Source organism: Candidatus Methylomirabilota bacterium (assembly GCA_028870115.1).
Taxonomy (GTDB): domain Bacteria; phylum Methylomirabilota; class Methylomirabilia; order Methylomirabilales; family Methylomirabilaceae; genus Methylomirabilis.
In genome coordinates, this window is the sequence record JAGWQH010000035.1 from 1 (window position 1) to 13,840 (window position 13,840).

16 protein-coding genes and 4 tRNA genes are annotated in these 13,840 nt (G+C 57.8%); all 20 read left to right on the forward strand.

The window, feature by feature from the left end:
* Nucleotides 1-832: ribose-phosphate pyrophosphokinase (locus KGL31_03415; GenBank protein MDE2320955.1), on the forward strand; the 832-nt coding region annotated here is incomplete at its 5' end.
* A gap of 74 nt (nucleotides 833-906) precedes the next feature.
* On the forward strand, nucleotides 907-1,575 hold the full coding sequence (locus tag KGL31_03420) for a 50S ribosomal protein L25 (protein MDE2320956.1): 669 nt from the start codon (nucleotides 907-909) through the stop codon (nucleotides 1,573-1,575).
* Between the two features lie 45 nt (nucleotides 1,576-1,620).
* Nucleotides 1,621-2,229 carry an aminoacyl-tRNA hydrolase gene (gene pth, locus KGL31_03425; GenBank protein MDE2320957.1) on the forward strand — a complete coding sequence of 203 codons (609 nt, stop codon included), beginning with the start codon at nucleotides 1,621-1,623 and terminating at the stop codon, nucleotides 2,227-2,229.
* Nucleotides 2,216-2,596 (forward strand): 30S ribosomal protein S6, encoded by a 381-nt coding sequence (gene rpsF, locus KGL31_03430; protein MDE2320958.1) that lies wholly within the window; start codon nucleotides 2,216-2,218, stop codon nucleotides 2,594-2,596. Before pth ends, rpsF begins: the two co-directional genes overlap by 14 nt.
* A complete protein-coding gene (gene ssb, locus KGL31_03435; protein MDE2320959.1) occupies nucleotides 2,583-2,978 on the forward strand; it encodes a single-stranded DNA-binding protein in 396 nt (131 codons plus the stop codon). The genes rpsF and ssb overlap by 14 nt, the downstream gene beginning before the upstream one ends.
* A gap of 55 nt (nucleotides 2,979-3,033) precedes the next feature.
* A complete protein-coding gene (gene rpsR, locus KGL31_03440) occupies nucleotides 3,034-3,270 on the forward strand; it encodes a 30S ribosomal protein S18 (protein ID MDE2320960.1) in 237 nt (78 codons plus the stop codon).
* 49 nt (nucleotides 3,271-3,319) lie between these two features.
* The gene (locus KGL31_03445; GenBank protein ID MDE2320961.1) at nucleotides 3,320-4,270 is read left to right on the forward strand and encodes a DUF2232 domain-containing protein; all 951 of its coding nucleotides are present in this window, start codon (nucleotides 3,320-3,322) and stop codon (nucleotides 4,268-4,270) included.
* A 40-nt stretch (nucleotides 4,271-4,310) separates the two neighbouring features.
* Nucleotides 4,311-4,760 (forward strand): 50S ribosomal protein L9, encoded by a 450-nt coding sequence (gene rplI / locus KGL31_03450; GenBank protein MDE2320962.1) that lies wholly within the window; start codon nucleotides 4,311-4,313, stop codon nucleotides 4,758-4,760.
* 19 nt (nucleotides 4,761-4,779) lie between these two features.
* On the forward strand, nucleotides 4,780-6,174 hold the full coding sequence (dnaB, locus tag KGL31_03455; protein MDE2320963.1) for a replicative DNA helicase: 1,395 nt from the start codon (nucleotides 4,780-4,782) through the stop codon (nucleotides 6,172-6,174).
* A gap of 98 nt (nucleotides 6,175-6,272) precedes the next feature.
* Nucleotides 6,273-7,646, forward strand: a complete 1,374-nt coding sequence (gene radA, locus KGL31_03460; GenBank protein ID MDE2320964.1) for a DNA repair protein RadA — start codon at nucleotides 6,273-6,275, stop codon at nucleotides 7,644-7,646.
* Nucleotides 7,647-7,845: 199 nt separating this feature from the next.
* Nucleotides 7,846-8,334 carry a CarD family transcriptional regulator gene (locus KGL31_03465; protein MDE2320965.1) on the forward strand — a complete coding sequence of 163 codons (489 nt, stop codon included), beginning with the start codon at nucleotides 7,846-7,848 and terminating at the stop codon, nucleotides 8,332-8,334.
* Between the two features lie 46 nt (nucleotides 8,335-8,380).
* Nucleotides 8,381-9,403 (forward strand): TRAM domain-containing protein, encoded by a 1,023-nt coding sequence (locus tag KGL31_03470; GenBank protein MDE2320966.1) that lies wholly within the window; start codon nucleotides 8,381-8,383, stop codon nucleotides 9,401-9,403.
* 71 nt (nucleotides 9,404-9,474) lie between these two features.
* Entirely contained in the window at nucleotides 9,475-10,167 is a 693-nt protein-coding gene (gene ispD / locus KGL31_03475; GenBank protein ID MDE2320967.1) for a 2-C-methyl-D-erythritol 4-phosphate cytidylyltransferase, read from the forward strand.
* Complete coding sequence (locus KGL31_03480; protein ID MDE2320968.1) at nucleotides 10,164-10,649, forward strand: 2-C-methyl-D-erythritol 2,4-cyclodiphosphate synthase; 486 nt, start codon at nucleotides 10,164-10,166, stop codon at nucleotides 10,647-10,649. Before ispD ends, KGL31_03480 begins: the two co-directional genes overlap by 4 nt.
* 18 nt (nucleotides 10,650-10,667) lie before the next feature.
* Nucleotides 10,668-12,260, forward strand: coding sequence for a cysteine--tRNA ligase (cysS, locus tag KGL31_03485; GenBank protein ID MDE2320969.1), 1,593 nt, complete (start codon nucleotides 10,668-10,670; stop codon nucleotides 12,258-12,260).
* On the forward strand, nucleotides 12,257-13,042 hold the full coding sequence (gene rlmB / locus KGL31_03490; GenBank protein MDE2320970.1) for a 23S rRNA (guanosine(2251)-2'-O)-methyltransferase RlmB: 786 nt from the start codon (nucleotides 12,257-12,259) through the stop codon (nucleotides 13,040-13,042). The genes cysS and rlmB overlap by 4 nt, the downstream gene beginning before the upstream one ends.
* 99 nt (nucleotides 13,043-13,141) lie before the next feature.
* Nucleotides 13,142-13,217, forward strand: a tRNA-Thr gene (locus KGL31_03495).
* Nucleotides 13,218-13,255: 38 nt separating this feature from the next.
* Nucleotides 13,256-13,340, forward strand: a tRNA-Tyr gene (locus KGL31_03500).
* Between the two features lie 97 nt (nucleotides 13,341-13,437).
* Nucleotides 13,438-13,514 (forward strand) — tRNA-Gly (locus tag KGL31_03505).
* 69 nt (nucleotides 13,515-13,583) lie between these two features.
* Nucleotides 13,584-13,659, forward strand: a tRNA-Thr gene (locus KGL31_03510).
* Nucleotides 13,660-13,840 lie beyond the last annotated feature (181 nt).

The window sequence follows — 13,840 nt, forward strand, 5'->3', positions numbered from 1 at the left end:
CGCTGACGACGAGATCCTGGTCCAGATCTTCGAGAATGTCAGGGGTGCCGACGTCTTCGTGATCCAGCCCACCTGCCGACCCGTCAACGAGAACCTGATGGAACTGTTGGTGATCATTGATGCCTTGAAGCGGGCGTCGGCATGGCGGATTACGGCCGTCATGCCGTACTACGGCTATGGGCGACAGGATCGAAAGGTTCAGCCTCGCGTACCGATCACCGCGAAGCTGGTAGCCGACCTGCTTACGGCGGCTGGGGTGCATCGGGTCTTGACGATGGATCTTCACGCCGGACAGATTCAGGGTTTCTTTACGACCCCCGTCGATCATCTGTATGCCGCTCCGGTTCTCCTCCGATTTTTCGAGGAGCGGAGGTTGGGGGATGCGGTCGTAGTCTCTCCGGATGCAGGCGGTGTGGAACGAGCTCGTGCGTTTGCCAAGCGCCTGGGGAGCCCGCTGGCATTCATCGACAAACGTCGGACGGGTCCCAATGAGGCGAAGGTGATGCACATTGTCGGAGACGTCGAGGGGCGGGACGTCATCATTGTGGACGACATGATTGATACCGCCGGAACCCTCACTCAGGCGGTTCCGGCGCTCCTTGAAAAGGGAGCGAAGCGGATCTTCGCGAGTTGTACGCATCCGGTCCTCTCTGGCCCGGCGGTGGAGCGGATCGACGGATCAGTTCTCGAAGAGGTGATCGTCACGAACACTATCCCGCTTCCCGACAGCAGCAAGTCCAAAAAGCTGACCGTACTCTCTGTGGCGCCGCTGCTGGGGGAGGCTATCAGCCGCATCCACAAAGAGGAATCTGTCAGCAGCCTGTTTGTCTGACGGTAAGGGAAGATAGATCGGGCGCGTGGGTACGAGGAGGGAGTCCGCCTGTGCCTCGCGAGAAGGAGAGTGCGATGGAAGAAGCGGTGCTGAAAGGGCAGGTGCGGACGCAGGTTGGCAAGGGGGCCGCGAAAAAGCTTCGGCGACAGCGGCTGATTCCGGCCGTCGTGTATGGCGGCGCGTCCGGGCCCACTGGGGTAACAATCAATCCTGTTGAAATGACGAAGCTCCTGGGGACCGGGGCAGGTGAGAACGTCTTGATTACCCTCACCCTGGATGGGGATGGTGAGAGATCGAGGACCGTCATTCTGAAGGAGTTACAGCGAGATCCTGTGCGAGGAGGGCCGCTGCACGCCGATTTCCTCGAGATCTCCATGAAGCGAAAAATCAAGGTTCAGATTCCCATCAGGTTAGTGGGGGAGGCCATCGGCGTCAAATTGAAGGGAGGTCTTTTGGAGCAGCATCTACGCGAGGTGAGCGTCGAGTGCCTGCCCGGCGCGATTCCCAGTCATATCCAGGTGGATGTCGGTCACCTCGATCTGGGCCATGCTATTCACGTCCGAGAGCTTACCGTGGGGGGGGACATCAGGGTGCTTGAAGACCCCGCGCGGCCTGTCGTGACGGTGCTGGTTCAGCGGGTAGCGGTGGAGGGGCCTGCGGCCGCAACAGAGGAGAAACCGACTGAGCCGGAGGTGGTTGGTAAGAAGGAGAAGGAGGCGAAAGAGGTCAAAGAAGGCAAGTAGGAGGGCGGCGAGACCGCCTGGTGGGGTGCCTCGTTGTGGATCGTGGTGGGCTTGGGCAATCCCGGGCCGGATTATGAGGTCAGTCGCCACAATGTGGGCTTTCGGGTCGTGGATACGTTGGCCGACCGGGTCGGCGTGGCCCTCAAGCGTTGTCGATACCGTTCGCTTTTCGTAAGGGGCGCCCTCCACGGGATCCAGATCCTATTAGTTAAGCCGTTGACCTTCATGAACGAGAGCGGCTTCAGTGTATCCGGATGGCAACAGGCCTTACACCTTGAGCCCGGTCGCATTATTGTGGTCCATGACGACCTGGATCTGCCTCCTTCTCAGTTACGGATCAGGGCAGGCGGCGGTCACGGGGGTCATGGAGGTGTCCGTTCCATCATAGAGGCGATGGGCAGTTCTGATTTTTTGCGGGTCAGGGTGGGAATCGGACGGCCTCGAGATGGGCAGGATGCCGTAAAACATGTGCTCGGGCCTTTCGAGGAATGTGAGGACGACATGATACAGGTGGCGATACAACGGGCTGCCGATGCTGTAGAACTGCTGTTGCAGGAAGGTTTTGAGGCGGCGATGAACCGGTACAACATTCGAGGCGCTCGTCAGGCTCGCATGGCGCAATCCGGAGGAGGTGAAAAGAGTGAGCCAGTATGAAGTCATTATCGTTCTGGATCCGGCCCTGACGGAGGACGGTGTCGAGGCGGCGATCGGTGGAGTTCGCGAGGTCGTCGGCAAGAAAGGGGGCGAGGTCCTGGAGGTCCAGAAGTGGGGAAAAAAGCGACTGGCCTACGAGGTGAAGAAGCGACGCGAAGGCCAATACGTCCTGATGAAGGTGGACGGCGCGGGTGAAATTGTGGCCGATCTCGATCGGCATTTTCGGATTACTGAGGTCATCCTGAAGGGCGTGGTCGTCAGGGCTGAGGAGCCTCGGAGAGGGCGTTTTAAGGTGAAGTCGCAAGCCGCCACGCTCGAGGGTAGTGCCGTGACAACTACCCAGGAGATGGGAGATGGTGAGCTTTAATAAAGTAATTTTGCTGGGGAACCTGACACGGGACCCGGAACTTCGACACACGCCTGCCGGCATGGCCGTGTGTAGCTTTGACCTTGCGATCAATCGTTCGTTTACGACGAAAGGTGGCGATCGGCGAGACGAGGTCTGCTTCATTACCGTAGTTGTCTGGGATAAGCAGGCGCAGACCTGCGCTGAGTTTCTGAGCAAGGGGCGTCAGGCGCTGGTTGAAGGCCGGCTCCAGCAACGGTCATGGGAAACGCCGGATGGCCAGAAGCGAAGTAAATATGAAGTCGTTGCAGAGCGGGTGCAATTTGTCGGTGGGCGAAAGGATGCAGCGGTCTCCGAAGAGGAGCCGCCTCGATCCAGCGAAGAGGAAGAGGTGCCATTCTGAAACCTGTGGTGAGCCCTGTCGAACCACGCGATGACGCTCAAGGGGGTGATGACGGATGCTGAAAAAGCGACGAAGCTTTCGACGGCAAAAGGTCTGCAAGTGGTGTGTTGATAAGATCGAGGCAGTCGATTTCAAGGACGCCAAGAGGCTCAGGAACTTCATTACGGATCGAGGGAAGATCATTCCGCGTCGGATTTCCGGTAACTGCGCGGGCCATCAGCGCCAGTTGGGCGGGGCCATCAAGAGGGCTCGCAGTATCGCATTGCTCCCCTTCGCCGCTGATCTGCTCTGAGCGGGAGGAGCTGGCAGATCGCTGCAATGGGGTTGATGAAACGCGTTCGATGAAAGAGGTACCGGCCCGGACGTTGGTGCAAAGCGCTGCCCTTTGTCTCGCGTCTCTCACGCTCGCGCTGGCCGGCGGAATGATCCCGATCGCCGGGAGCTTTTTCAGCCTGCTGACTCCCCTGCCGCTTATTCTCCTATCCTTGAAAGGTGGCCGAGTCATTGCCCTACTCGGAGTGCTTACTGTAGGGATCTGCGTTGCCGGTCTCCTGAGTCCCGGACATGCTTGGTTCTTCTACATTCAATTCGGCCTGCCTGCGATGGTGCTGGCGGAGGCTATCCGCCGCCAGTGGGCTCCGGAGGTATCGGTAGCCGTAGGGAGCCTGACTGTCATTGTGGGCGGCATGATCGGCCTTTTCAGTCTGGCATGGGGCGCAGGCGGGTCGATGCTGGACTTCTTGAACCATCGTCTCGATATCGCCGTACGGGAGGCGATGGAGTTGTATAACAAGGTGGGCGTTTCTCCGGACGAGGTTGGACCGTTATTCGGATCGGGTGAGGAGGTGCGAAGTTTTTTGCTCATCACCTCACCTGGCCTCTTCATGGCGGCGGCGTTGCTCACCACCTCAGCGAACTTCTTCCTGGCAAGGAGAGGATCGATCCAAGCCACACTATCCGGGGCTGCGACTCCAGGATTTACCTGGAGGGTTCCGGACTCGCTGGTGTGGGTATTTATCGGATCTGCCGCCTTACTGCTGAGTGGCCTGCCCATTGCGAAAGAGATCGGTGTCAACGGGTTACTCGTTATGATGACGGTCTATTTTCTTCAGGGTCTGGCGATTGCTACGTTCTGGATTCGCCGGCTGAGACTTTCGCCGTTCGTAGGGTTCTTGGGTGTTGCGCTGTTGCTTCTTCAACCCCTGCTGTTGCTCCTCGTGACATTGGTCGGGCTGTTCGATATCTGGGTTGTCTTTCGCCGACATTCGCTTTCGGGACCCCCTGACGTGTAAAGCGCTTCAGGTGAGGTAGTACGGAGGAGGTAACGCACCGATGAAGATCGTTCTTTTGGAACGGGTAGAAAAGGTTGGCTCTGCTGGTGACCAGGTTGAGGTGGCGGACGGCTACGCGCGGAATTTCCTGATTCCGACGCGCAAGGCGGTAGCGGCGACATCCGGCAACATTAAGTCGCTGGATTACCTGCTTCGACACAATACGGAGCGTGAGGAGAGACTTCGTCGTACGGCGGAGATAACGGCGGGCCGGATCGCAGAACTGCACTGCGTGATCGTGCGCCGGGCCGGTGAGCAGAATCGGCTCTTCGGCGCTGTGACCAACCAGGATATTTGCGCTGCCCTGGCCACCCAGGGACTGGAGATGGATCGAAGAAAGATCCTCCTGCAGGAGCCGATCAAGGCGCTCGGCAGTTACACCATTCCTATCCGCTTACACCCTGACATTGTGGCTGAACTTCGGCTCACAGTAGAGCGCGAAGAGGGCTAAGTTGGTGGGGCAACGAATCGTGCGGGAGTCGACCCTGGATCGGCGTGAGGTAGTCGGAGAGCGGGTTCCGCCGCAGAACCTGGAGGCCGAGATGTCGGTCCTCGGGGCGGTCCTGCAGAGCAACGAGGCCTTCATGAAGTGTCTCGAACTGCTGCGGCCGGAGCAGTTCTACCGGGACGCACATCGCAAGATCTTCGCCGCAGCTAGCGGACTGTTCGGGCGGGGCGAACCGGTCGATCTCATCACGATCACTAATGAGCTTCGCCGTCGCGGCGAGCTTGACGAGGTAGGCTCCTCGGCGTTTCTCGCCTCACTGGTGGATGCCGTCCCCACGGGCGCAAACGTTGCCTACCATGCGCGGATCGTTCGAGACAAGGCGCTTCTGCGCCAGCTGATCGCTGTGGCCACCGATATCGTCGGGCTTGGCTTCGCGGACCAGGAGGAAGCGGACCAGGTGCTTGAACAAGCCGAGCAGCAGATCTTCGAGTTGTCGGAGGATCGGGTACGGCGCGCCTTCCTGCCGTTGAAGTCGATTTTGAAAGATACCTTTGAACAGGTGGAGAAACTGTTTGACCGCAGGACGCAGGTCACCGGGGTGCCTACGGGGTTTGAGGATCTCGACATGAAAACCGCCGGTTTTCAGCCTTCAGAGCTAATCATCATTGCCGGTCGCCCCTCGATGGGCAAGACGAGTTTTGCCCTCAATATCGCGAGAAATGCTGCAATTGAGGAGCAGATACCGGTCGGAATTTTCAGCCTGGAGATGTCGAAGGAACAGGTGGTCCAGCGGCTGCTCTCCTCTGAGGCCGAGGTTGACTCCAACCGGATCAGGACAGGGTGGCTGCGTGAGAGCGATTGGCCGAAGCTGACCAACGCGGCCGGTCATCTCTCAGAGGCGCCCATCTTCATTGATGATTCAGCCGCGCTCTCAGTGATCGAACTGCGGGCGAAGGCGCGGAGGCTGAAGGCCGAGCAGCACATCGGGATGGTGGTGATCGACTACCTCCAGCTCATCTCGGGTCGTCACCGTTCCGAGAATCGCCAACAGGAGGTGTCGGACATCTGCCGGGCTCTGAAGGCGATGGCCAAGGAGTTGAAGGTTCCGGTGGTGGCGCTGTCGCAGCTCGCGCGCCGGACCGAGGAGCGGGAGCGCCCGCAGCTATCGGACCTTCGGGAATCCGGCGCCATTGAGCAGGACTCGGATGTGGTGATCTTCCTGTACCGGCCCGGCTACTATCAAGCCAGAAAGGCCGGGGCGCCGGACCAGGAGCGGGACACCAAGACCGAGATCATCATCGCCAAGCAACGGAACGGCCCAACCGGGACCGTGGAGATGGCCTTCCTCAGGGAGTATGTCAAGTTCGGCTCGCTCGACCTCGTCCATCAAGAGCCGGATGAAGCAGAGGAGAGGTGACAGGCCCCGGTTCAACGTTCGACGTTCACGGTTCGGGATCGAACATTGCGCGTTAAACATTGAACGGGCCACAACTGCTCATCACGGGAAGAGGACCGATGGTCAGGAATCAGAGCCATTACCTCTGTCAGAGCTGCGGCTATCAAACCGCTCGCTGGATGGGTCGCTGCCCGGATTGCGGACAGTGGGCAGGCCTGCTGGAGGAACGCGCCACAAGCGAGCGGCATCGCGGTCGCAGTGACGTAGCGTCCCTGGTCCCACGCCTTGCGACACCGATCACCGCCGTAGATATCAGGGCACTTCACCGGGTGAGTACCGGTCTGGCAGAGTTAGATCGGGTGTTGGGGGGTGGGATCGTTCCCGGCTCGTTCGTGCTCTTAAGCGGTGATCCGGGGATCGGAAAGTCGACCCTGCTCCTTCAGGCGTCAATGCAGATCGCGCAGAGGGAGGAGGTGGTCCTGTATGTCTCCGGCGAGGAATCGCTTCAGCAGACGCGATCCAGAGCGAACAGGCTGGGCCCACTCTCCGATCGTCTCCTGCTGCTCGCCGAGACCTCCCTCCAGGTGATTCTGAATCAGACCGACCAGATCCGACCAACCATCCTGGTGATCGATTCCATCCAGACGATCGTCTCTGAAGAACTGGAGTCCCCCCCAGGCAGTTTCAGCCAGGTTCGCGAAGCGGCAGTTCGGCTGATGGCGCTCGCGAAGGAGAAGGGGATCAGTACCGTCATCATCGGCCATATCACCAAAGAAGGGGTCATCGCGGGCCCGAAGGCGATGGAGCACCTGGTCGATGCAGTCGTGTTTATGGAAGGAGAGGGGCATCAGATTCATCGTGTGTTGCGGGCCGTGAAGAATCGTTTTGGCCCCACCCCGGAGATCGGCGTACTCGAGATGACGGCATCCGGACTGCAGGAACTCGTGAATCCGTCGGAGGTATTTCTCTCGCAGCGCCCTTCAGGGGCGCCGGGTTCGATTGTGATTCCGACCTTGGAGGGAAGCCGGCCGCTACTTGTGGAGCTACAGGCATTGGTAGCGGCACCAAGCGCCCCAATCTCCAGACGCGTGTTCAATGGAGTGGACAGCAACCGAGGTATCCTGCTGCTGGCTGTACTGGAAAAGCGACTGGGCCTGCCGCTCAGCGCGTGCGATGTCTACGTCAACGTTGCGGGAGGTGTCAGGGTAGGAGAGACCGCTATTGATCTTGGCATAGCCGCAGCAGTCCTCTCAAGCGCCAGAAACCTTCCGCTCGATCCCGGGCTCTGCGTGTTCGGCGAGATCGGTCTGGCAGGTGAGGTGCGGGCGGTGCCGATGGCGGAACGAAGGATCGAGGAAGCCGCCCGCCTGGGTCTGTCCCATTGCCTGATGCCCCGACACAACCTGGGTCGGACCCAGCCTGACTTTTCTTCTTTACGGGTGAGTGGGCTACACACGCTGGAGGAGTTGACGGAGAGGCTGGAGACACGGTAGGCAGTAGAATTTCACGAATAGCGATAGGAAGTCGGTATTGCGAACAACATGCAGCATTCTCGCCTTATTGCGCTGAGATTGCTACGCATCCCAGGGGTGGTCGCACTGACGGGAAGTATCGAGTGGTTGCAACATTCTGTCGTTGTTCTTGAGAGAATCTTTTGACTAGCTAGAGAATCCCTGCTAAAATTCACAATTAATAATGTATCGTACAGGGACAAAAGTGGTCTACCCTACTCATGGAGTCGGGTGGATTGAGGCTATCGAAAAAAAAGCGGTTGGAGGTGGACTGCAGCCTTTCTACGTAGTTCGCATCATTGGGAATGGAATGACGATTCTGGTTCCCACAAAGAACGCGAAACGGGTCGGGCTTCGAGAAGTCATTGAACCGTCGGAGATTCCGAAGATTCTTGCCATTTTGAAAAAGAACGACCTGGAAATCAGTTCGAATTGGAACCGCAGGTTCAAGGACAACTTGGAGCGGATCAGAACGGGGTCGCTCTTTGAGGTTGCGCTGGTCCTGCGAAAGTTGGTTCTGCTCCAGAAGGAACGGAGCCTGTCATTCGGCGAGAAGACGATGCTGGAGAATGTCCGGAGGTTGATTGTCAGCGAGATTTCGCATGCCTCCGGAATTGACCAGGAGAGAGCGGGAGCGCTCGTTGAACAGGCGGTAGGTCACTACACATGATGACCATGCGTGAGGTCATCGAAACTTATGAGAGGGGGTGATCGATTTGAACAGCTATCGCGTTGGTCTCCCGATGATTGTTGGAGGGGCGGCCATCGGATTCTATCTGGCCTTCCAGGCCGGCGCAGGTCCTTACCAATGGCTTCTGGGGTCGGCCGGCCTCCTTCTAGGGGCCTCGTGCGGGGTTATTGTGATGGTCCTCCAACGCAAGTTTCATCAGACCTCTTTGCAAGTCATCGTCAGCGGAATCATCGGATTCGTCTTGGGTCTTGGCTTGGCCGAACTCTTCTTTAGTGCTATTTCCGGTTTTCTGAACTTCATTCCAAGTTACATCGGTATGACGATGCGGATCATTGTCACCATCGGGGCGGCGTACCTGGGGGCTGCCATCGCGATCGAGAAGAGTCCGGGATTCAGCATGTCAAATCTCGTTCAGCATTTCAGGGAAAAGCCGCGGGACAAGAGCTACAAGATCCTTGATACCTCGGTGATTATTGACGGCCGAATTGCTGATATCTGTGAGACGGGGTTTGTTGAGGGGACACTTCTCATTCCTCAGTTTGTCTTGCGGGAGTTACAGCAGGTTGCCGACTCATCGGATCCGCTGAAACGAAACCGTGGTCGTCGGGGATTGGATATTCTGCAGCAGATCCAGAAGAAGCTCGAGGTACCGGTCGAGATCAGCGATGTGGACTTCCCGGAGATCCGTGAGGTAGACGCGAAATTGGTCGCATTGGCCAAGGCCTTTAATGCCAAGGTTGTGACAAACGATTTCAATCTGAATAAGGTGGCCGCGTTGCACGGAATCGGCGTGTTGAACATCAACGAGTTAACCAATGCGCTACGACCTGTCGTCCTTCCTGGTGAAGAAATGCAGGTCTACGTTCTTAAAGAAGGCAAGGAATACAACCAAGGCATTGCCTACCTTGATGATGGGACGATGGTGGTGGTCGATAGCGGCCGCCGGTATATCGGCCAGACTGTCGATGTGCGCGTTACCACGGTGCTGCCGACGACAGCCGGGCGTATGATCTTCTCACGCCTGAAGGAAGAGGCTGAGGCGGCGTAAGAGCAGGGTGAGGGGTTAGGGGCAAGGAACTTCGGAAGCCTCTAACCCCTAACCCCTTATCCCTATACCCTATGATTGTCACTGCAATTGTTCCCGCGGCGGGAGCGGGGATTCGATTCGGAGGAGCGGTTAAGAAACAGTTTATCGCGCTGGATGGTCTGCCGATACTCAGCCACACGTTGCGGGCGCTTGCGGCATCTAATGCGCTTGCAGCTATCATCATTGTGGTTCCTCCGGGGGAAGAGTTAAGAGGCCGAGAGGCGCTGGAGCTGGCCGGGGTTAATGTAGAGACGGAGGTGGTTCCAGGGGGACAGACACGGCAAGATTCAGTTTACAACGGTCTGCAGAGGGCGAAGGCGGAAACGGATCTCGTATTGATCCACGACGGCGTTCGCCCTTTCGTTTCGCGTGAGGTTGTGCTGGCCACCATAGAAGCCGCGAAAGAAGCGGGTGCGGCAGTCGTGGCTGTGCCCATCATTGATACCATCAAGCGGGTAGACACCAACGGTTTTGTGATAGAGACGTTGCAGAGGGGACAGCTCTGGTCGATCCAGACGCCTCAGGTCTTCAGTTATACACTCCTGATGCGGGCCCATCGGGCGGTTCGGGAGCACGGGATCATTGCCACCGACGATGCCGCGCTTGTGGAGCGAATAGGAGGAATGGTCAAGGTTGTGAGAGGAAGTTATGAGAACCTCAAAATCACGAGCGAAGAGGATCTGCCTCTCGCTGATCTGATCCTGAGGCGGCGGATGGTCCAATGACTGTCGGCATCGGATTCGATACGCACCCACTAGTGCCTGGTCGGCGCCTTGTCCTGGGTGGGGTGGAGATCCCATTCGAGAAAGGTCTTGATGGTCACTCGGATGCGGATGCCTTGGCTCACGCGGTGATCGACGCCATACTTGGCGCGGCGTGCGCCGGCGATATCGGTTCCTGCTTCGGGACGAACGATCCTCAATATAAAGATGTGTCGAGTCTCCTGCTCCTCAGGGAGGCCTTCCGACGAGTGCAGGTTCTTGGCTACATGGTGAGTCACATCGACGCAACGATTATTGCAGAAGCCCCAAAGCTCGCGTCGTATATTTCGCAGATGCGGGCCAACCTTGCAGACAGCATCGGAACCTCGGTCGAGGGAGTAAGCGTCAAGGCGACGACTGCGAATCGGGTGGGCTCGCTTGGGGCAGGTGACGGCATTGCCTGTCTTGCCGTTGCATCCCTACAGCGTCATCACGTGACGCTGTAGGATGACAGGGATAGTCGTATGGCGCTAGTCTTCTACAATACCTTACGTCAGAAAAAAGAGGCGTTTGAACCGTTGGTGCCTGGCGAGGTCAGGATGTACGTCTGCGGCCCGACCGTATACGATCGCGCCCATATCGGCCATGCACGCGCTGCGCTGACCTTTGATGTGGTCTGGCGCTACCTCGAGTACCGAGGATATAAGGTTTACTACGCGCGTAATTATACGGATGTGGACGACAAGATCATCCAGCGGGCCGCGGAGCTTGGGCAGTCGCGGGAATCGCTGACGGAGGAGCAGATCAAGGCCTATCGCCAGGATATGGAAACTCTGGGGCTTAGAACGCCGACGGAGGAGCCTCGGGCCACGCAGCACATTCGGGAGATGATCGACCTCATCCGGACCTTGACGGCGAAGGGCGTCGCGTATTGCGTCGATGGCGATGTCTATTTTGAGGTCAGGCGAGCGGCTGACTACGGGAAGCTTTCTCATCGAGGTCTTGACGAGTTGCGGGCAGGGGCGAGGGTTGAGGTGGATCCGCGGAAGCGCGATCCCCTCGATTTTGCCTTATGGAAGGCATCGCGGGAGGGGGAGCCTGCGTGGGAGAGTCCATGGGGGCCCGGCAGACCGGGCTGGCATATCGAGTGCTCAGCGATGTCGATAAAGTACCTCGGCGAGACCTTCGACATCCATGGCGGGGGGGCTGATCTGATTTTTCCTCATCATGAGAACGAGATTGCGCAGTCGGAGTGTGCCACCGGCAAGCCGTTTGCCCGCTACTGGATTCATAACGGATTCGTCAATATCCGCGCTGAAAAGATGTCGAAGTCGCTGGGCAATATCCTGACAGTCCGAGAACTCTTGGGGCGCATCAGTCCTTGTGCGCTCAAGCTCTTCCTGCTCGGAACTCACTACCGGTCACCCGTAGATTTTTCGGAGGACGCACTGATCAGCACCGGGGCTGCGGCGGCTCGATTCCATGCTGTACTGGATGAGGTAGAGCGTTTCCAGGATATCCAGAGTCCAAAGGCTGACCCTTCCCCTATGGGTTCTCCGCCTCTTTTGGACCAGATTCGCGAGGCAGAGCAAGAGTTCACGGAAGCGATGGATGATGATTTGAATACGCCACGCGCGGTGGCCGCATTGTTTATCCTGACCAGAAGGATAAACGTTGCTCTGAGAGATGCTGATGGTACGCCGGAGCCATCCCTCGTGCATGCTCTAGGCAAGGCGGGAGATACGTTGTGGAAGTTGGGATCGGTGTTGGGCGGTTTGTTTGAGGACTCACGGGAAAAAGTCGAGCGGGTCACTATCACTCCAGTTATTGGCATGTTGGCTGTCGGATCGTCAGCCTTAGATCGAAGGGTGTTGGAGGATGATTACTGTAACGCTCGAGAGGCTGTCGAGTTGGCGAGTACGTCAGGACAATCTCTACCGAAGGAGCAGATAGAAACTATCCTGGCATACAGGGCTCTATGCCGCAACAGGAAGGACTGGGCGACCGCCGACGCCATTCGTACCTGGTTGACCGATCTGGGGGTGATCGTGGACGATACCGGCGATGAGGTCCGCTGGCACGTAAAGGCCACGCACGTGAAGACACAGACGCCATGACGGAGCAGATACTCGTCGGTCCCCATGCTGTGTTGGAGGCGCTTCGAGCGAGGCGACGTCACATCGATCGGATTTATCTGGCGAGGGAACGGTATGATCCCAGGATCACCGAGATCATGAAACTTGCCAGGGCTCGGGGAGTGCTTGTTAAACAGGAGAAACGGGAACGGCTTGGCGAATTGGCCAAGGGGGTTACACACCAAGGAGTCCTGGCCGTTGTCAGCGAGGCGGGCTACGACGACCCTTTCGAGCTGGTCACCCGAATCAAGGCTAGCTCCTCGCCCCCGCTGCTGCTGTTGCTCGATGGAATTCAAGACCCTCAAAACCTTGGAGCGATCATACGCACAGCGGAGGCTGCCGGGGCGGATGGGCTCTTCATCTCGAAGCATCGCGCGGCCGGGATCACTCCGGCGGTCGCAAAGGCATCGGTCGGGGCTTCGGAGCACCTGCCTGTGGCGAGGGTTGCAGGTCTGCCGGCGTTTCTCGCGTGGCTGAAAGATCAAGGAGTCTGGATTCTCGGGGCCGATCCGAGCGCTGTACGGTCCATCTATGAGATCGATTTATGCGTACCAATGGGCGTGGTCATCGGAGGAGAGCACCGGGGATTGACAGTATTGGTACGACAGCGGTGCGATCTGCTCGCGCGAATCCCCACGCGTGGTCGCGTAGACTCTCTCAATGCCGCGGCCGCCGCCGCCGTGTTCCTCTTTGAGATTCGACGGCAACGGAGTGTTGTGAAGCAGTGGCCAGCGAATAGACAAGAAACGACGATTGTTTCTTAAAAGTAACCACAATAGAAATTATTGCTTGCTTTTTGCTTGTAATAACATTATATTTTCCTTGCGCTTCTCTCAGATTGTTAATAATCTAAGGGTTTGCGTGCTGGCGTAGCTCAGTTGGTAGAGCAGCTGATTTGTAATCAGCCGGTCAGGGGTTCAAATCCCTTCGCCAGCTCCAGGAGAGCCAGCGTTCAGGGAGATCCCGAAGGGAGATGCGGGGAGATACCCAAGCGGCCAAAGGGGGCAGACTGTAAATCTGCTGGCGTTGCCTTCGGAGGTTCGAACCCTCCTCTCCCCACCATCGGAACGGACTGATGCAGGAGGAGCCAGTCCGGAGACGAGGGATTCTTCTTTGGCAGGATTATTCAACGCCTGAGGTAACACTGCTATAAGCTTGGGCGGGAATAGCTCAGTTGGCTAGAGCGTCAGCCTTCCAAGCTGAGGGTCGCGGGTTCGAATCCCGTTTCCCGCTCCAGAGACTGTATTGGTGCGCCTTTCGAATCGGCATGCTGCTTGATCCGATTGCTGCCTCCTCGGCAGATCAGCCCACGTAGCTCAGTCGGCAGAGCGCATCCTTGGTAAGGATGAGGTCACCAGTTCAATCCTGGTCGTGGGCTCCAGATAGTATTCTTGGTATCAACTTGTTGACAGAGTCAATTGAAGCCGCCCTCGGTGGACGGTAGGCGGACGCAGTTTCGTTGCTAAAGGAGTTGGCTATGGCCAAGGCGAAATTCGAGCGGACGAAAGAACACATGAACATCGGGACCATCGGGCACATCGACCACGGCAAGACCACCCTGA

What these genes read in the sequence shown, in the direction of transcription:
- rlmB (MDE2320970.1), top strand. Translation starts at nt 12,257, where the DNA reads ATGACGGAGCAGATACTCGTCGGTCCCCATGCTGTGTTGGAGGCGCTT.
- KGL31_03445 (MDE2320961.1), top strand. Translation starts at nt 3,320, where the DNA reads ATGAAAGAGGTACCGGCCCGGACGTTGGTGCAAAGCGCTGCCCTTTGT.
- ispD (MDE2320967.1), top strand. Translation starts at nt 9,475, where the DNA reads ATGATTGTCACTGCAATTGTTCCCGCGGCGGGAGCGGGGATTCGATTC.
- cysS (MDE2320969.1), top strand. Translation starts at nt 10,668, where the DNA reads ATGGCGCTAGTCTTCTACAATACCTTACGTCAGAAAAAAGAGGCGTTT.
- KGL31_03420 (MDE2320956.1), top strand. Translation starts at nt 907, where the DNA reads ATGGAAGAAGCGGTGCTGAAAGGGCAGGTGCGGACGCAGGTTGGCAAG.
- rpsR (MDE2320960.1), top strand. Translation starts at nt 3,034, where the DNA reads ATGCTGAAAAAGCGACGAAGCTTTCGACGGCAAAAGGTCTGCAAGTGG.
- rplI (MDE2320962.1), top strand. Translation starts at nt 4,311, where the DNA reads ATGAAGATCGTTCTTTTGGAACGGGTAGAAAAGGTTGGCTCTGCTGGT.
- ssb (MDE2320959.1), top strand. Translation starts at nt 2,583, where the DNA reads ATGGTGAGCTTTAATAAAGTAATTTTGCTGGGGAACCTGACACGGGAC.
- KGL31_03480 (MDE2320968.1), top strand. Translation starts at nt 10,164, where the DNA reads ATGACTGTCGGCATCGGATTCGATACGCACCCACTAGTGCCTGGTCGG.
- radA (MDE2320964.1), top strand. Translation starts at nt 6,273, where the DNA reads ATGGTCAGGAATCAGAGCCATTACCTCTGTCAGAGCTGCGGCTATCAA.